Here is an 18,354-nt window from a genome sequence, read left to right on the forward strand (position 1 = left end):
AACACATAAAAACCGAATATATAGAGTAGGCATATTTCGGTTAGTTCATTTTAAAATACTAAAAGATTCGTTCTTTGTTTTAAGTTTAAGATTTTAATGGACTTTTTCTTTCTGAGTATTTGGAAAATTTATTGCAGACATAAAAAAACCCCGACAAATCTGTCGGGGTTAAAGCAAAGGTTTGAAAACAGATTTCTCACCTCTGTACCCTACACGCATTAGGGTACAATAATGGTGAAAAAAGGCAAGTAAGAGTGTAATAAAATTACCAAACTTGCCCATTTTTGAGCTATTGCTCACTTTTTTCTGTAATCTAATTACTTTTTAGTGAGCTTCATCCCAGTTATCGCCCACGCCCGCTTCAACCATCAGCGGCACATTTAATACTGCAGCTTGCTCCATTAAGCTGACGATATTTTTAACTTGTTCCTCTAGATGTTCTTCTCTAATCTCAAATACCAATTCATCGTGTACCTGCATCATCATGAGTACGTCGTCACTTTCAAGTGAGGTGATCCAATCATCAACCTTTATCATGGCCATTTTAATGATGTCGGCAGCTGTACCTTGCATAGGTGCGTTGATTGCCGCACGCTCTGCTCCTTTGCGACGTGCGCCATTACTGGCTTTTATGTCGGGTAGGTACAAGCGTCGACCAAACACAGTTTCCACGTAGCCTTTTTCTTTAGCGCCTTCTCTGGTGCTGTCCATGTACTCAAGTACGCCCGGGTAGCGTTCAAAATACAAGTCCATGTATTTTTGTGCTTCGTGACGTGGAATATTAAGTTGTTTAGCAAGGCCAAAGGCACTCATTCCATAGATCAAACCAAAGTTTATAGCTTTAGCACTACGACGTTGTTCCGTCGTCACTTCGTCAAGGGTTACCCCAAACACTTCTGCCGCGGTGGCTTTGTGAATGTCTCTGCCATGAGCAAATGCATCAAGAAGACCTTCATCGCCCGACAAATGGGCCATTATTCTAAGTTCAATTTGAGAATAATCGGCAGCAACAATCTTGTAACCTTCACGTGGAACAAATGCTTGTCTTACCTTACGGCCTTCTTCATTTCGAATAGGAATGTTTTGAAGGTTAGGATCCGTTGACGACAAGCGGCCCGTTGCCGTAATAGCTTGATGGTAAGAAGTATGAACTCGACCCGTACGATGATTAATCATTTTAGGGAGTTTGTCGGTATACGTATTTTTAAGCTTGGTTAACCCTCTATACTCCATTAACTTTTTAGGTAACGGGAACTCAAGGGCGAGTTCTTGTAATACTTCTTCAGAAGTAGAAGGGGCGCCTTTGGGGGTTTTCTTAATAACCGGTAACGACATTTTCTCGAACAAAATGTGTTGAAGCTGTTTTGGCGAACCTAAATTAAATACTTCGCCGGCTTCTTCATGCACTTCTTTTTCTAGCTCAGCAATACGCGTAGCTAAATCTTGGCTCTGCTGGCGTAACCGTTGGCTTTCAATTAATACGCCTTGCTGTTCCATACGAGATAAAACACAAGCAACCGGCACCTCAACACCAACCAATAGTGCTTTAAGCTTGGGTTCGTTTTCTAGTTTTGCCCATATTGCTTGATGAAGGCGCATAGTAATATCAGCATCTTCAGCGGCGTAAGGACCTGCTTCTTCTAATCCAATTTGATTAAAAGTAAGCTGTTTGGCACCTTTACCTGCAATTTCTTCAAAGTGAATTGTTTTATGACCTAAATAGGCAAGGGCTAGTGAGTCCATGTCATGGCGCTGTGCGGTACTGTTTAACACATAGCTTTCCAACATAGTGTCAAAGCCAATGCCATTTAGCGTTATGTCATAATGGGCGAGTACATTCTTGTCATATTTAATGTGCTGGCCCACTTTGATAATGGTTTCAGACTCTAAAATAGGCTTCAATGCCGTAAGTACGTAATCTCGTGATAACTGCGTGGGTGCATCGGGATAATCATGAGCAACAGGCACGTAAGCCGCAGCACCGGGTTCGATACAAAAAGAAACACCAACAAGTTCAGCTTCCATGTAGTTAACACTGGTCGTTTCAGTATCAACAGCAATAAGCGGCGCTGCTTTTAGCTTTTTAATCCAGCTATCAAACGTAGCTTCATCTAGCACCACGTCATAACCAGACTTATCGATATTACTTTCTGGCTGTGCTACGTCAGTATCGTTAGATTCAGAATCGCTAGCGTCAGACGTACTTTTTCCGTTTTCTGCTTTTGAAGGTTCATTACCATCACTTGCGAGCAATGCGCTAATTTCTGTATGCCAGCGCTTGAATTCGTACTCTGCGAACATCGACTGTAAGGTTTCGTTATCTGGTGATGTAGGGCAAAGCTCATCTATTTTGTATTGTAGATCTAAATCAATGGTAATCGTGGCAAGGGTGTATGACAGGCGAGCTTGCTCTTCATACTCTCGCATTTTAGTTGCCATAGTTTTGCTCCCTCTAAACGAGAGATCGGCAATTTTATCAAGGTTGTCATAGATAGCACTGATGCCACCAATACCGTTTAACAGTGCTTGTGCACTTTTATCACCCACACCAGGTACGCCAGGAATGTTATCGACTTTGTCACCCTTAAGGGCTAAGAAATCAATAACCAGTTCTGGTGGAATACCGAATTTCGTATTTACCCCTTCAATGTCCATAATCTGATTTGTCATAGTATTGATCAAGGTGACATTTTCGTTGACCAGTTGTGCCATGTCTTTATCGCCAGTACTGATCAGGGTATCAATACCATGTTCTGTGGCGCGACAGGCTAGGGTACCAATCACATCATCGGCTTCAACGCCAGACTCAACGATGACAGGTAAACCCATGGCTTTGATGATGGTGTGCAATGGTGCTATCTGACTGCGTAACTCTTCCGGCATAGGTGGGCGATTCGCTTTATATTCTTCATAAATATCGTCGCGAAACGTTTTACCTTTGGCATCGAAGATGACTGCCATGTGAGTAGGATTGTATTGTCTAATCAAGCTTTTCAGCATGTTGACAACACCATAGATCGCACCGGTATCCTGACCTTTTGAGTTCGTCAGGGGCGGCAATCCGTGAAATGCTCTAAATAGATAAGATGATCCATCTACTAGAATAAAAGGGGGCTTTTTCGAATCTGTCATAGCTATGCATTAACCAAGCTTAGAATAAGGCGCAAGCATGCCATAGGCGCTGGTGGATCGCCATAGAGCATAGCAACATAAATAAAGGGATCATCTGTGGATAAGATTGTGATCTAATAAAATAAGCACAACGAAACTAACGATCTTTGTAAATAGAAAGATCGTCCTGTAAAGCAATAAAAATAAGGGAATGAAAAATAAGAGTGTGGACTGCGTACCTGCAACTCATCATTCCTTTTTATGTGGATAACTTGGTGAACTTATTTTTTTTTGTTTAACCAAATTGGTCAGATAATGTAGCATAAGAAATTAGCAATCCAATACTGGTTATTAAGACTTTTTTTTGAACAGCTGATGGTTTTATAGCCAAAAATAGAATAAGTCGGCTCGGCGAGGTCTAGGAGGACATTATGAAGCAAGTTGCAGTGATTTTAAGTGGTTGTGGTGTATTTGATGGCGCTGAAATTCATGAGTCAGTATTAACGCTTTTAGCTATTGAACAAGCTGGGGTAGGTTATCAATGTTTTGCGCCAGATAAGGCTCAAATGCATGTAGTGAATCATTTAACGGGAGACGTTTCAGAAGATGAAACTCGAAATGTATTGGTTGAGTCTGCACGCATTGCCCGAGGCAATGTAAAGCCTATTACAGAATGTAAGGTATCAGACTTCGATTATCTTATTGTACCTGGTGGTTTTGGTGCTGCTAAGAATTTATGTTCATTTGCCGTTGATGGTGAAAAAAGTAGCGTAGATAAAGATGTGCTTACGGTGTGCAATGACTTTGCGAAAGCAAAGAAACCTGTGGCCTATGCATGCATTGCCCCTGCTATTGCAGCCAGTGTATATGGAAACAATGTTAAACTGACCATTGGTAGCGATGAAGATACCGCCAATGCCTTGAACGCGCTAGGGGCATGCCATGTAAACTGTGAAGTAGATGAAGTGGTGGTAGATGTTGAAAATAAACTGGTTACTACGCCAGCCTATATGACGGCACAAAATATCTTACAAGCCCATGCTAGTATTAATAAAATGGTAGAAACGGTACTAGCAATGAAATAATTTGCTTATAGCCCTATAATCGCGTCAATGTAGTAGAAACCTTGTATCCTCTAAAAACCGCGAACACTGTTAATCGCGAGTTTACTAATAACGAAAGGCATAACGAAGCATGCACTACCGTGCCATTGTACGAATTCTAGGGCTCCTTATTGCGCTATTTAGCGTAACCATGATCCCACCTGCTGTGGTATCTCTGATTTATCAAGACGGTAGTGGTTTGCCTTTTACCCTTGCGTTCTTTATTTGCGTAGGTGGCGGTATGGTGCTTTGGTACCCAAACCGCCAGCAAAAAAACGATTTACGAGCGCGAGAAGGCTTTTTAATCGTTGCCCTGTTCTGGTCGGTACTAGCCAGTGTGGGTGCCATTCCTCTTATGTTGCTAGAACAGCCTAGCATGACCGTAACGGATGCTTTTTTTGAATCGTTCTCAGGGCTAACCACAACCGGTGCAACGGTAATTGAAGGCATTGATTTCTTACCCCATTCGGTACAGTTTTATCGACAACAACTACAATGGCTAGGCGGCATGGGTATCATTGTACTCGCCGTCGCTATACTACCTATTTTAGGGGTTGGGGGTATGCAGCTGTACCGTGCAGAAACTCCTGGGCCTGTGAAAGATAATAAAATGACACCGCGTATTGCCGATACAGCAAAACACCTTTGGTATATTTATCTTTCTATCACTATTGCATGCGCCGCTGCGTATTGGTTGGCTGGCATGGATATGTTTGATGCCATTTGCCACGCGTTCTCAACGGTTGCCATTGGGGGCTTCTCAACTCATGATGCTAGCCTTGGCTACTTTAATAGCCCAATGGTGAATGTGGTCTGTACGGTTTTTCTATTAATTGCTGCACTTAACTTTTCACTCCATTACGCAGCAGTGAGTACCCGTTCGGTAAAAGGCTATTTTAACGACCCAGAATTTAAAGCCTTTTTCTTTATTCAAGCCACACTTATCATGCTGTGCTTCTTGGTACTCACGCTATCAGGTTTTTACGACTCGGCTGAAACCGCGCTCGATCAAGCTATGATTCAGGCCGTATCAATCAGTACTACGGCGGGGTTTGCGACTACAGACTTCTCAATTTGGCCCACGTTTTTGCCCATACTACTCATCTTTTCAAGTTTCATTGGAGGTTGTGCAAGTTCAACCGGAGGCGGCTTAAAAGTGGTTCGTGTGTGTTTACTGTTCCTTCAGGGTAAGCGTGAAGTAGACAGGCTTATTCATCCTAAGGCAGTGTATTCTGTTAAGTTAGGTGAACGAGCAATGCCCGATAAGGTAGTAGAGGCGGTATGGGGCTTCTTCTCTGCTTACGCGGTGGTGTTTGTTGTACTAATGATAGGGCTAATTGCAACAGGGCTAGATAACTTAAGCGCGTTTACCGCGACCGCAGCCATGCTAAATAACCTTGGTCCTGGATTGGGCAGTGTTGCGTCTAACTATGCGGGTGTAACCGATGCTGGAAAGTGGATTTTAGTGGTGGGAATGGTATTTGGGCGATTGGAAGTCTTTTCGTTATTGGTACTATTTTCACCTACGTTCTGGCGAAGTTAATACGCTTTCGCTACGTGCATTGTTCTATTTATCCAAAGAAGAATGCGCTGGGTTGGAACAGCTTTTCTACATCGCCAATGTATTTTTTGTCGACTAAGAACAGAATAACGTGGTCATTTGCTTCAATAAGCGTATCGCTATGGGCAATGATCACTTGGTCGTCTCTTACTACCGCGCCTATGGTAGTACCAGGAGGAAGTTTAATTTTACCGATTTCTTTACCCACAACTTTAGAGGTATTTTCATCACCATGTGCAATCGCTTCTATCGCCTCTGCTGCACCACGGCGCAAAGAATATACGTTTACAATATCTCCGCGTCTAACATGGGTAAGCAGGGCCGAAATCGTCGCCTGTTGCGGTGAAAAAGCAATGTCTATTTCACCGCCTTGTACTAAGTCTACATAAGCACTACGTTGAATCAGTACCATGGCTTTTTGTGCGCCCATGCGCTTGGCTAACATGGCAGACATAATGTTAGCTTCATCATCATTGGTCACCGCAATGAATGCATCAACTTGCTCGACATTCTCTTCACTGAGCAACTCTGGATCTGATGCATCACCGCTAAAGACAATCGTCTTGTCTAAGTGAGCAGAAAGGTATTTTGCTCTTTCGTGACTAAACTCAATCAGCTTCACGTTATGTTTGTGTTCAAGTTTTTTCGCTAGTCCTGCACCAATTAAGCCGCCGCCAGCTATCATAATGCGTTTATAGCTAGACTCTAATTTTTGAAGTTCACTCATTACCGCACGAATATGCTTAGTTGCAGCAATAAAGAATACTTCATCATCGGCTTCGATAACGGTAGTACCCAGTGGTCGAATAGGGCGACCACGGCGATAGATTGCTGCCACCCGTGTTTCCACATTGGGCATGTGGTCTTTTAACGCAGATAACGCATGACCTACCAGTAAACCACCATAATAGGCTTTTACCGCCACTAAGCTGGCTTTACCATCAGCAAATTCAACAACCTGTAAAGCACCAGGGTAGTCTATAAGCCGTTTGATAGCTTTAGTCACTAGCTGTTCAGGAGCAATAATGTGGTCTACAGGTATGTCCTGCTGCTTATAGAGTTGTTCTTGGTAAATAATGTATTGTTCTGAGCGAACGCGAGCAATCTTGGTCGGGGTTTTGAATAAACTAAAGGCAACTTGGCAAGCGAGCATATTGCTTTCATCACTGTTCGTTACCGCGATAAGCATGTCGGCATCTTCTGCACCGGCTTTTCGTAATACGTCCGGGTGAGAACCCACGCCATTAACCACCTGTAAATCTAATCGGTCTTGAAGCGCACGCAAGGTATTGGGATCAGAATCGATAACCGTAATATCGTTCTTCTCTCCTACAAGGTTTTCAGCAAGTGTTCCGCCAACCTGACCTGCGCCTAGAATGATGATTTTCATCGGTGTTTATGTGCCTTATTGCTTTTATTTGCTCAACGACTTTACCAGTCTCGCATAGTAGAAACCATCCATTTGTTGCTCGCCAGGTAGGATTTGTCTACCGGGCTTACTCGGTGTTTCGGTTTTTATAACAGGTACTAATGTGGCATCTGCATTGCGTTCTAAAAATGCGCTAATCTGTTGGCTATTTTCTTGTGGCAGAATAGAGCAGGTGGCGTAAAGCAATGTGCCACCAGGCTTAAGTGTTTGCCATAAGCTAGTTAGTATTTCAGCTTGAAGTGCTGCAAGTGCATCAATATCACTAGACTTTCTTAGCCAGCGAATATCAGGGTGGCGGCGTATAACACCAGTGGCAGAGCAGGGTGCATCAAGCAAAATTCGGTCGAAGTGTTGTCCATCCCACCATGTTTCAGGCTTAGCCGCATCGCCTTGCTTTATAACGGGCAAATTGGTTTGCGTATGCTGCAGGCGAGTCATGTTTTCTTCAACGCGCTTTAAGCGGTTCTCGTCAGCATCAAGGGCTAGGCAATACGCTAATTCAGGGGTGCGCTCAATAATATGACCCGTTTTACCACCAGGTGCAGCGCAACAATCTAATACGCGCTCGTGTGGTTGTGCGTCTAAATAATGGGCTGCAAGCTGAGCGGCACCATCTTGTACAGCAAAGTGGCCTTTTTCAAACCCTGGAAGCCCGGTAATGTCCTCTCGGCCTTCTAGTCTGATCGCATCTGCGTGTTCGCTACTTAATGAATAGTTAATCTCAACAGCATCCAATGCAGCAGCGTAATCGGTAATCGATATTTGTTTGGTATTAACCCTTAGCCAAATAGGCGCCATGGCATTGGTAGCTTCGCGCACGGCATCAGCATCTTGACCATAGGCATCTTCTAGAGCCTTATATAACCACTTGGGTAACCCACTAGCAATAATGGGGTTATCGATAGGCTTGTTAACCAGTTCTTGGCGCATAAAGTTGCGCAGTACAGCATTAACTAAGCCTTTTAATGCTGTCCCGCCTAAATAAGGCGAGGCATTAACGGTTTCGCCCACTGCAGCATGCTGGCTTACGCGAGAAAATGCTAACTGGTATAGCCCCAACAGAATAAGGTGCTCGATTACTTTTTTATTCCCTTTTAAAGGACGGTCGAGTAACTCGCGCAACCAGTGCTGTAATATAGGGAGTTTACGCATGACGCCCAAAGACATTTCTTGGATCCATGCGTTGTCTCTAGGATGATGGCGACGTTGAACACGCTCTAGGCAATCTCTTGACGATTTACCTTGTTCTAGAATTTGGTATATCACCCATGCACAATCGGCACGCAGATTTTTTTGTTTCGGTAATGGAGTGGGTTTCACTATTCTTCCGTACTGGCAATGCAGTTACCTGGTGCGAACCAGTCTTTGCGAGCATTAACGACATCTGCAGCGGGCAATGCTTTTTTCCCAGGTATTTGCAGGGTGTTGATTCGAAGGGCATTTGAACCCGTGGTTACCACAATGCCGTGCTTGTCAGCTTGAATGATAGTACCTGGGGCATCTGAAGTCGGTAAGCCATCAATCACATCCACCGACCAAATTTTAATATTTTGCGACTCAATTTTAGTCCACGCTACAGGCCATGGATTAAAAGCGCGTACGTTTCGTGCAATTTGCGCTGCGCTATCGTGCCAATTAATAAAGGCTTCTTCTTTGGAAAGCTTTTTAGCGTATGTTGCTTCGCTATCATCTTGCTTTACAGGTGAAAGGGTATCAATACTGTTTACTACATCTATTAATGCAGTAGGACCAAGTTCAGCAAGCTTTTCGTAAAGCGAGGCACTTGTATCATTTTCGCTAATGGGCAAGGTGGCTATATGCAACATGTCACCAGTATCTAGCCCTTCATCCATCTGCATGATGGTAACACCAGTCTCGCTATCGCCGGCCCATATCGCCCGTTGGATAGGCGCAGCTCCACGCCATTTAGGCAAAATTGAACCATGCACATTAAGACAACCCAATTTGGGCGCATCAAGTACCGACTTAGGTAAAATTAATCCGTAGGCAACCACAATCATTAAATCGGCGTTGATGTCTGCCAATGTTTGTTGTGCTTCGTTATTTTTTAAGCTGGCTGGCTGATAGACTGGAATCTCATGTTCTTGAGCAAGCACTTTTACGGGGCTTGGCGTAAGCTTTTTGCCTCGTCCAGCAGGACGGTCTGGTTGGGTATACACAGCAACAATGTCATGAGTGCTAGATAATAAAGCACTCAAATGCTGAGCTGCAAAATCCGGCGTGCCGGCAAAAATGATGCGTAATGGTTTTATCAAAACTAACCTCAGTCGCGTGCAGCTAAACGTGCTTCTTTTTCAAGCTTTTTACGAATTCGCTGGCGTTTAAGCGGAGACAAGTAATCAATAAACAGTTTGCCTTTTAGGTGATCCAATTCATGTTGAATACAAATAGCCAATAGACCGTCTGCTTCCAACTCAAATGCTTCACCGTTTTCATTCAGTGCTTTTACCGTAATTTCTTCTGCGCGCTCTACTTTGGCGTAGTTACCTGGAACAGAAAGACAACCTTCTTCACTAATAGTGCTGCCGTCTTTTTTGGTGATTTCCGGGTTGATAAAAACACGAGGCTCGTCTTGATCTTCCGCTACGTTCATTACAACAACTTGAACATGTCTGTCGACTTGAGTAGCAGCCAAACCAATTCCATTCTCGTCTTTCATGGTTTCGAACATATCCGAAACCAATTGTTTAATGTCGTCGTTCACTTCTTCTACCGGTTTTGCTACGGTACGAAGTCGTTCATCGGGAAAACTTAATACGTCTAAAATTGCCATGTGTCGCTTATTTAACCTTTTCGCTGTATAAATTCATATACGATCTAGTCGCTCGTACACTTTACAGTGCCTTTTGAGTTACTATTCTAACGTATATCGAGTTATATCGTGCAGTTTTTTGCTGCCGCGCCACAGTATTGAGGCACAATATCGATATAGTAGTATTGTCTGAAATTTCAACAGTAAATGGCAGTGGAAAAATTGCGGAAGGTTAATTTGAAAAATCGATTGAAGAAAGCAGTATGTACAATGGTATTGGCTATGGCATGTTTTGCCGCATTTTCAGCAATGGCCAAACCCTTAAAAGAAACTGCACCGCAAACTTATACTGTGAAGCAAGGTGATACCTTATGGGGCATCGCTAATCTTTTTTTAAATCAGCCATGGCTGTGGCCTGAACTTTGGCGTCACAACACTCAAATAGATAACCCGCATTTAATATACCCCGGTGACATTATCTCGGTGTCTTACATCAATGGTGAACCCGTATTTTCGATAAATCGAGCTAAGCCAAGCCTAGTGCTTTCGCCTGGTTCTGCCCGAAGAGTAAAGAGTGCGCCTATAGAGACCTTATCGTGGTCGGTATTAGCTCCCTATATAAAACAACACACCCTACTTTCTGAGGAAGAGTATGAATTACTCCCCCATTTATTGGGAAATCACGATGGTAATGTGAGTTTTGTGTCTAACGACTTAGTGGTAAGCCAAAAAGAAAACCGCACTGAAGATCAGTATCAGGTGGTAAGAAAGCAATCTATTATACGCAATATGCAAGGTAAGGTGCTTGGTGTGCAGCTCACCCATGTAGCAAAAGCTAGCTTAGAGACTGACGTGTCGTTACCAAAGGCTAGAATGGTAAAACTTTCAGATTCAAATCAAGAAGCGAAACGTGGAGATAAGTTACTTACTGGTGACTTCACGTTAGACAATGATTTAGTTCTGCAAGAAGCAACGTCACAACGAGGTTTTGTGATTGGCGACTTACACGATCACGACTTACTCGGCCGCTACGATGTGGTGGTACTAGATTTAGGCGCACGTGAGCTAACGGCGGGTACCGTGATGGGTATCTACGCTGGTGGCCCTGACATTATAGATGGTGAAGAACCTCAATACGCTAGCAATAGTGATGTCATAAAAGGAAACGGACTTTTTACAGATAAAGTACAGCAACCTGCACTTAAAATTGGTGAAGTCATTGTGTTTAAAACTTTTGAGTCAGCTAGCTACGGCATTATAACTCGAGCGAAAGAAGGCGTAAGACGCGGCTTCATTGTGGCAAAACCCTAACACGTTATTGCCGCTTATTATTTAGGAGCGGCTATGACAACTTTCCAGCCACATGAAGTAAGCAGTAATGCTGTTAAAGCATTGGATAAAGCCCTAGGCAAAGAACAGATAGCATGGCTGACAATGGCTTCAGCAATAAATATCGCAACAGGGAAGTGGCTTAAGGCGCTTGAAGCAGAATCCCTTAGCGCACTAGCATTATTGGATGGTATTCATAAAACCGCTTTCACTTCGGGCGCTCTCCATACCCTTACACAAGCAATTTCTCCTAACTTACTTGAAAAAGCGACACGCTGGCATGCTTCACATGCAAAGCATCATATTGTCACCCTAGGGTGCACACACTACCCTGAGCGATTAAAGACCCTGCCAAATCCCCCGTTGGTGTTATTTGTTATAGGTAACGTCAACACATTAGCATTACCTCAAATTGCGATTGTAGGGAGTAGACGGGCGAGTCATCAAGGTAAGCAAATTGCTACTGATTTTGCCGAAGCGTTAGCAAGTAACGGCGTAGCAGTAACCAGCGGGTTAGCAGCAGGAATAGATTCAGCTGCCCACAAAGGTGGTTTGGTGTGCGAAGGCGGCACCCTTGCGGTAATGGGGACGGGGCCTGATATTGTGTACCCCCCTAAAAATGTATCGCTACACCGAGACATCGTGAATGCAGGGGGCGCTTGTATTACCGAGTTCTTTCCAGGTGTATCTGCTAAGCCTTGGCATTTTCCCCGAAGAAACCGAATAATTGCTGCTATGTCGCTTGGAACCCTAGTTATAGAGGCAAAAATAAAGAGTGGTACCTTGATAACTGCGAATTTGGCCGCAGATATGGGGCGTGAAGTATTTGCAGTTCCTGGAAGTATCTTCCATGCTTACTCCGAAGGATGTCATTGGTTAATTCAGCAAGGCGCTAAGCTGGTAACCTGTGTTGATGACATTTTCGATGAAATTGTAGTGTCGACTGGTGAGAGAGAATGCCAGAACGAAGCGTTAAGTAAAAAAAGTGAAGTGAATAACTTGGCAACCGATAAATTATTAGATAGTGTGGATTACGACATCACCGCTATTGATGTTATAACGCAGCGCTGTACCTCTCCTGTTAATGAGGTTATGGCATCATTATTAGAATATGAGTTGCGTGGTTTAGTAGCCGCTGTCCCTGGTGGCTACATTAAATTGAGGGGAAAATAATATGTTCGATATCCTCATGTACCTGTTTGAAAACTTCATTCACAGTGAAACTGAAATTCGAGTCGATCAAGACGAGCTTACCGAGGAGTTGGTACGCGCGGGTTTCCATCATGATGAAATCTACAAAGCATTAGCGTGGCTTGAAAAGCTAGCGGCTTTGCAAGAAACAGATATTAAGCCTTATTTTTGTAAAGGGATTAGTACCAGCCTCAGTCGTATTTATACGCATGAAGAGCAGATGCGATTAGACGTAGAGTGCCGTGGCTTTTTGCTATTTTTAGAGCAGGTGGGCGTGGTAGATGCGTCAACGCGAGAAATGGTAATAGACAGGGTAATGGAAATAGACTCTTCTGAATTCTGTTTAGAAGACCTAAAGTGGGTAGTGCTAATGGTACTGTTCAATGTGCCAGGTAAAGAAAAAGCCTACGCACAAATGGAAGATTTATTATTTGATGAACCTGACGGCGTGTTGCACTAATGTGCTTCATGTCGTGCTAGTTGCTGGTTTATGTCGAAAATTGATCATTCACTTTTCTCTGCGCACGAACATGCCTTAGAAGACGCTTTCGGTGATTGTCCCGATTGCGGTAAACCACTGCATATAAAAAACAGCAAATCAGGCCCTTTTATTGGCTGCACCGGTTACCCAGATTGCCACTTCAGCAAGCCATTACACGATAAGCAAACCACCTTATTAAAACTACTGGATGGGGTTACCTGCCCAGAGTGTGATTCTACCTTGGCTATCAAGAAAGGGCGGTTTGGTATGTTTATAGGCTGTACCAATTTTCCTGAATGCCACTATATCTCGCCAATTAAACAGCAAGAAGACACCCACGTTACTTGCCCTAAGTGTAAAAAAGGACAACTTGCGTCCCGCACCAATAAATACGGTAAGCAGTTTTTTGCGTGTGACCATTATCCCCACTGTCGTTATGTGCTAAATTTCACGCCAGTAAATGAAGCATGCCCCGATTGTGGCTGGGCCGTTCTGATAAAAAAGAAAGGCCAAATTTGTTGCCCTCAGCCAGGGTGTGGCTTCAAAAAAGACGATAAATAACACCTACAGAGAAAAGCACTAATGAGTATCCCGACCAAGGGGCAAGTAGACACTAGCGACCCAATTGTATCCGCGTTTAAAAATGGTGACTTATTGGTTTACCCTACTGAAGCGGTTATGGGCATAGGCTGTGACCCAGACAATGAAGCGGCTGTGTTAGCGCTCTTAGCATTGAAGCAGCGCCCCATCGAAAAAGGGGTAATTTTGATTGCCGCTAACTATTCTCAGCTATTACCTTATATAAATGATGAAGCCATACTTCAGCACAGACGTACTGAAATTGTGTCCAGTTGGCCTGGGCCAAATACTTGGCTGCTACCCAAGTCGGCGTCGACGCCACAATGGTTAACTGGCAAGCATGAAAAAATAGCGGTTCGAGTCAGCAACCATCCAGTGGTTAAAGCTTTATGTGAAAAGCTAGAAAAGCCACTTGTATCTACAAGTGCCAACCTAACTGGCCAACAACCCGCAATCACCCAGCAGGACGCAATCAATATATTTGGTGATAGTGTTTTCTATATTGATGGAGAAGTAGGTGGCCACGCTAAACCCAGTACCATCCGTGACGGCGACACCGGAGAGATAATAAGATCATGATTGACCCCCAACACGTAAATCAACAGTTAGACGGTAAAGACGCCGGTGAAGTAATAGAACAAGTAAAAGCGTACTTACTATCATTGCAAGACAACATTTGCCAAACCTTAGAACTTTCCGACGGTAAAGGGCAGTTTAAAGAAGACTCTTGGGTTCGCGAGGAAGGTGGTGGCGGGCGTTCTCGGGTCATTAAAAATGGCGCAGTAATAGAGCAAGGTGGGGTTAACTTTTCTCATGTATTTGGAAGTCAGATGCCGGCGTCTGCCACGGCTAACCGGCCAGAACTTGCGGGTAGAAACTTTCAAGCCATGGGGGTCTCGTTAGTTATTCACCCACACAACCCCTATATTCCGACGTCTCATGCAAATGTACGCTTTTTTATTGCCGAAAAAGAAGGTGAAGCGCCTATTTGGTGGTTTGGCGGTGGGTTCGATTTAACCCCGTTTTATCCCTTTAAAGATGACGTCGTGCATTGGCACAATACCGCGAAGAAATTGTGTGCTCCCTTTGGTGAAGACGTGTACGGGAAATATAAGAAGTGGTGTGATGACTACTTCTTCTTAAAGCATCGCAATGAAACACGTGGTGTAGGCGGTTTATTCTTTGACGATTTAAATGATTGGGGTTTTGAAACTTCATTCAACTTTATGCAGGCAGTGGGCAATGGTTTTGTCGATGCTTACGTACCTATCGTAGAAAAGCGAAAAAGCACCTCATACGGTGAAAGAGAGCGTGACTTTCAGCTCTATCGCCGTGGTCGCTATGTAGAATTCAACTTGGTATTCGATAGAGGCACCTTGTTTGGGTTACAAACTGGTGGTAGAACCGAATCAATCTTAATGTCTATGCCACCACTCGCACGATGGGAGTATTGCTATACTCCAGCTCCAGGTAGCGCGGAAGCAAAGCTAACTGACTGGCTTCAGCCTACAAACTGGTAATATTTTGCACCATGGGTTCTTCCTGTGGTGCCATTCCCTTGATCCACATCAAATTCCCTCATTACCAAGCTATGTAGCTAGATTGCACCTTGCGCTGGATCAAAATATTTTCTTTTTAAACGTTTACAGTGTCGTCATTATCATTAAACACACAAGAGACACACAATGCGTACACACACACTTTCAGCCATATGTATTTCTTTAGCGCTTGCCGCCCCTTTCGCTTCAGCTCATGAAAAGGGTGATTGGATAGTTCGTGGTGGATTAACAACCGTTGCGCCCGACGAATCAACCTCTAACATCATTGCAGGTGGTAGCGATTTAGGTGTAGCACTGACTATCGATAACGATACCCAGTTAGGATTAAACGTTGCTTATTTCATCACCGACAATATCAATGTTGAATTGTTGGCCGCAACGCCGTTTACTCACGATGTGAATTTTTCGGTTAACGATCCACTAGGGACAGGTAATGCATTGGGAGAAGTCACGCACTTACCTCCAACTGTTACTGTTAACTACTACTTCAACGATGCTAATGCTGCCTTTCAACCTTATATTGGTGCAGGTTTAAACTATACCTTTATCTTTGATGAGTCATTTACGGCTGCAAATAAAGAAGCAGGCCTTGAAGATTTGTCTTTAGATAATTCTGTAGGTATTTCTGCACAAGTGGGAATGGACTATCAAATAGATAAAGAGTGGCATGTTAATGCGTCAGTACGTTACATCGATATTAACACCGAAGCGTCATTTACCGTAGGTGGTGCAGAAGGTAACGTAAACGACATTGATATTGACCCTTGGGTTTATACCTTGTCTGTAGGCTATACATTCTAAGATTTATCTAATGAGGTAAGTTACGTTTATATAAGTGGCTTATTAAGCTCGGATAACCTTGAATCTTAATCTGAAGCGTTCCGAATTTCACGGAGCGCTTTTTATTTAGTATTAATCATATGCGTGGCAAGTTGATCTAGCGCGTTAAGAAGTTGCTGCGCCAAAGGAAGGTCATCAACCGTCTCGTGCATGGCTTTTCGCATACAGTACATCCACTGGTCTTTTAATTCTGGTGTAACACTAAAAGAAAGATGTCGTGAACGTAGCCGTGGGTGACCATATTGCTGCTGATAGGTATCAGGTCCGCCTAACCATAAACTTAAATAAAGAAAAAACACTTCTCTGATTCTATCTGTTGGCTGAGGATGAATAGCGTAAAGCTCTTTTGCAATAGGAGCATCGCGCATAATGTCATAAAAACGGTTTGCCAAAAGGCGTACCTTATCTTCTCCACCTATTCGGTAATATGGTGTAGTCTCTGACACAGCAGGTTTTTCCTTTCGTATCGATTTAAAGAAGTTAGACATTCCCATGACAGACAGCCTTATTAATAACAATTCAATGAAAAAGTTTGCCGTTTTCGGTAACCCTATAGTTCAGAGTCTATCACCAACTATTCATCAAATGTTCGCTAAGCAATGCGGCGAGCAAATTAGTTACGAAAAAATCCTCGCCCCAGAAGATGGTTTTACGCCTGCAGCGAACACATTCTTATCGCAACCTGGCGCGGTAGGCTGCAATGTCACTATGCCTTTCAAACAAGATGCCTTTGCGCTTGCCAGTGTAGACGACCAAGCTGCGTTAGATGCAAAAGCGGTTAATACATTAATGAAGCGTAGCGATGGCACCATTGCAGGTTTTAATACCGATGGCGTAGGGTTAGTTAATGACTTACTTAATCATGGTGTACAACTGCAAGGCAAACGCGTGCTATTAATAGGTGCAGGTGGAGCGGCAAGAGGTGTAATAGCACCGCTTATTGCTTCAGGTATTGCATCGCTACATCTTACTAATAGGACAAAAGCGAAGGCCGAAACAGTGGCAAGTGAAACGGGTGGAGGTAAGGTGAAGGTAGTAGGTATAGAAGACTGCGATAAAGTAGCTCCACATATCATTATTAACTCAACCGCAGCGAGCTTAAGCGAAACTCTGCCTTTTGATATGAACGCAACGCTATTTAAAGAATGCGAAACAGCGTATGACATGGTTTATCGCGCAGAGCCGACTTACTTTATGCAACAAGCATTATCGTTAGGTGCGTTACAGGTACTTGATGGTTTAGGTATGCTGGTGGAACAGGCTGCCGCGTCATTTACAATATGGACAGGCTACAAACCAAAGACCAGTGCGGTAATTGATGTATTACGTAGCCAGTTAAAGGCAAAGTAATCGAGAATGGTATAAGCAAGCAGGCTGTTAAGCCTGCTCCTCTCTATATTCATCTTTTAATTTTACGTAGTTCAACGCTGATTGTTTTAGAAAGGCTGTCTCGCTTTCCTTTAATGGGCGTTTCTTTACAGCTGGGTTCCCTACATAAAGGTAACCACTTTCGAGTCGCTTATTTGGTGGTATTAAAGCACCAGCTCCAATAAAGACATCATCCTCTACAATAACACCGTCCATTACGATGGCGCCCATTCCTACCAAGATACGATTTCCAAGCACACAGCCATGAAGCATACATTTATGCCCTACGGTAACGTCATCTCCAATAATAAGGGGGAAACCATTAGGGTTAGAAACGGATTTACGAGAAACATGCAACACACTGCCATCCTGAATATTACTTCGTGCTCCAATTGCAATGTGATTTACGTCACCTCGGGCAGCGACTAAAGGCCAGATACTTGCGTCTTCGCCTAAGGTAACGTCGCCAACAATAACAGCTGACTCATCTATATAGCAGCGTTCGCCGAGCGTGGGAGAAGTTGATTGATAGTTTCTGATTGTCAAAACTGCACCTTTATATATAAATTCATCTGTTGAGAACGCATTAAAACAGAGAATAGGGGTGAAGAACCAATCTTATTCCACCATTGCCTAAGTAAAAATAGGCAATGAGACTAATAGGAAATCAGTGAAAATCCGAATTTATGTGTGATTTATAGGCTGTGTGGTTGGTATTTTAAGCACTTAAACGAAATGTGACACTTTTTTGAAAACAGAGGTTGACGCAGGCTCAGAAATCTCTAGAATGCGCATCCGCTTCGACAGGAAAGTGAAACAACTTACACTGACAAAGCAAGTCACTACTTACCTTTAAGGTCAAGTGTGACGGGGTTTTAAAGAAAACGCTTCAGAAAATAAATTTTCAAAAAGTGTTGACACTGAAAACTTCAAGCGTATAATACGCACCTCGCTCAAACAGAGTGAGTCACCAAAAAGCAACGGCTTACGGTGAGGTTACGTTAAGTGGCCACGTTCTTTAACAATTTAG

Annotated in this window: 17 protein-coding genes; 10 read left to right on the forward strand and 7 right to left on the reverse strand. The window is 43.5% G+C overall.

The window, feature by feature from the left end; all coding sequences use genetic code 11:
* Positions 1 to 324 precede the first annotated feature (324 nt).
* The gene (gene polA / locus C7Y69_RS01370; RefSeq protein WP_126871554.1) at positions 325 to 3,132 is read right to left on the reverse strand and encodes a DNA polymerase I; all 2,808 of its coding nucleotides are present in this window, start codon (positions 3,130 to 3,132) and stop codon (positions 325 to 327) included.
* A 410-nt stretch (positions 3,133 to 3,542) separates the two neighbouring features.
* Here polA and elbB point away from each other — a divergent pair, with 410 nt between their 5' ends.
* A complete protein-coding gene (gene elbB / locus C7Y69_RS01375) occupies positions 3,543 to 4,196 on the forward strand; it encodes an isoprenoid biosynthesis glyoxalase ElbB (RefSeq protein WP_013782519.1) in 654 nt (217 codons plus the stop codon).
* 109 nt (positions 4,197 to 4,305) lie between these two features.
* A complete protein-coding gene (locus tag C7Y69_RS01380) occupies positions 4,306 to 5,757 on the forward strand; it encodes a TrkH family potassium uptake protein (protein WP_013782520.1) in 1,452 nt (483 codons plus the stop codon).
* A 28-nt stretch (positions 5,758 to 5,785) separates the two neighbouring features.
* Here C7Y69_RS01380 and trkA read toward each other — a convergent pair whose 3' ends face one another.
* Genes trkA through def form a run of 4 tightly spaced genes read right to left on the reverse strand, consistent with a single transcriptional unit; the run spans position 5,786 to position 9,998 of the window.
* Positions 5,786 to 7,165, reverse strand: coding sequence for a Trk system potassium transporter TrkA (gene trkA / locus C7Y69_RS01385; RefSeq protein ID WP_013782523.1), 1,380 nt, complete (start codon positions 7,163 to 7,165; stop codon positions 5,786 to 5,788).
* Positions 7,166 to 7,189: 24 nt separating this feature from the next.
* Positions 7,190 to 8,524 (reverse strand): 16S rRNA (cytosine(967)-C(5))-methyltransferase RsmB, encoded by a 1,335-nt coding sequence (gene rsmB, locus C7Y69_RS01390; RefSeq protein ID WP_013782524.1) that lies wholly within the window; start codon positions 8,522 to 8,524, stop codon positions 7,190 to 7,192.
* Positions 8,524 to 9,480, reverse strand: a complete 957-nt coding sequence (gene fmt, locus C7Y69_RS01395; RefSeq protein ID WP_013782525.1) for a methionyl-tRNA formyltransferase — start codon at positions 9,478 to 9,480, stop codon at positions 8,524 to 8,526. Before fmt ends, rsmB begins: the two co-directional genes overlap by 1 nt.
* 8 nt (positions 9,481 to 9,488) lie before the next feature.
* A complete protein-coding gene (gene def / locus C7Y69_RS01400) occupies positions 9,489 to 9,998 on the reverse strand; it encodes a peptide deformylase (protein ID WP_013782526.1) in 510 nt (169 codons plus the stop codon).
* A 216-nt stretch (positions 9,999 to 10,214) separates the two neighbouring features.
* Here def and C7Y69_RS01405 point away from each other — a divergent pair, with 216 nt between their 5' ends.
* The 7 genes from C7Y69_RS01405 (at position 10,215) to C7Y69_RS01435 (ending at position 15,917) form a co-directional block, all read left to right on the forward strand.
* The gene (locus C7Y69_RS01405) at positions 10,215 to 11,288 is read left to right on the forward strand and encodes a LysM peptidoglycan-binding domain-containing protein (RefSeq protein ID WP_041452651.1); all 1,074 of its coding nucleotides are present in this window, start codon (positions 10,215 to 10,217) and stop codon (positions 11,286 to 11,288) included.
* A gap of 33 nt (positions 11,289 to 11,321) precedes the next feature.
* Complete coding sequence (gene dprA, locus C7Y69_RS01410; RefSeq protein WP_126871556.1) at positions 11,322 to 12,479, forward strand: DNA-processing protein DprA; 1,158 nt, start codon at positions 11,322 to 11,324, stop codon at positions 12,477 to 12,479.
* A gap of 1 nt (position 12,480) precedes the next feature.
* Positions 12,481 to 12,957 (forward strand): DUF494 family protein, encoded by a 477-nt coding sequence (locus C7Y69_RS01415; RefSeq protein WP_013782529.1) that lies wholly within the window; start codon positions 12,481 to 12,483, stop codon positions 12,955 to 12,957.
* A 30-nt stretch (positions 12,958 to 12,987) separates the two neighbouring features.
* Entirely contained in the window at positions 12,988 to 13,539 is a 552-nt protein-coding gene (locus C7Y69_RS01420; protein WP_013782530.1) for a type I DNA topoisomerase, read from the forward strand.
* Between the two features lie 21 nt (positions 13,540 to 13,560).
* Positions 13,561 to 14,136, forward strand: a complete 576-nt coding sequence (locus tag C7Y69_RS01425) for a Sua5/YciO/YrdC/YwlC family protein (protein WP_126871557.1) — start codon at positions 13,561 to 13,563, stop codon at positions 14,134 to 14,136.
* Entirely contained in the window at positions 14,133 to 15,077 is a 945-nt protein-coding gene (gene hemF / locus C7Y69_RS01430) for an oxygen-dependent coproporphyrinogen oxidase (RefSeq protein WP_126871558.1), read from the forward strand. Before C7Y69_RS01425 ends, hemF begins: the two co-directional genes overlap by 4 nt.
* A gap of 165 nt (positions 15,078 to 15,242) precedes the next feature.
* On the forward strand, positions 15,243 to 15,917 hold the full coding sequence (locus C7Y69_RS01435) for an OmpW/AlkL family protein (RefSeq protein WP_126871559.1): 675 nt from the start codon (positions 15,243 to 15,245) through the stop codon (positions 15,915 to 15,917).
* Between the two features lie 101 nt (positions 15,918 to 16,018).
* On the opposite strand, the gene C7Y69_RS01440 is transcribed toward C7Y69_RS01435, so the two are convergent.
* Complete coding sequence (locus tag C7Y69_RS01440; RefSeq protein WP_126871560.1) at positions 16,019 to 16,450, reverse strand: group II truncated hemoglobin; 432 nt, start codon at positions 16,448 to 16,450, stop codon at positions 16,019 to 16,021.
* Positions 16,451 to 16,478: 28 nt separating this feature from the next.
* Between C7Y69_RS01440 and aroE the strand changes: the two genes are divergently transcribed.
* Positions 16,479 to 17,306, forward strand: coding sequence for a shikimate dehydrogenase (aroE, locus tag C7Y69_RS01445; RefSeq protein ID WP_041452655.1), 828 nt, complete (start codon positions 16,479 to 16,481; stop codon positions 17,304 to 17,306).
* A gap of 27 nt (positions 17,307 to 17,333) precedes the next feature.
* Here aroE and C7Y69_RS01450 read toward each other — a convergent pair whose 3' ends face one another.
* Complete coding sequence (locus C7Y69_RS01450) at positions 17,334 to 17,870, reverse strand: gamma carbonic anhydrase family protein (RefSeq protein ID WP_126871561.1); 537 nt, start codon at positions 17,868 to 17,870, stop codon at positions 17,334 to 17,336.
* Positions 17,871 to 18,354 lie beyond the last annotated feature (484 nt).

The organism is Alteromonas sp. KS69 (assembly GCF_003989595.1).
Lineage (GTDB): Bacteria > Pseudomonadota > Gammaproteobacteria > Enterobacterales > Alteromonadaceae > Alteromonas > Alteromonas naphthalenivorans.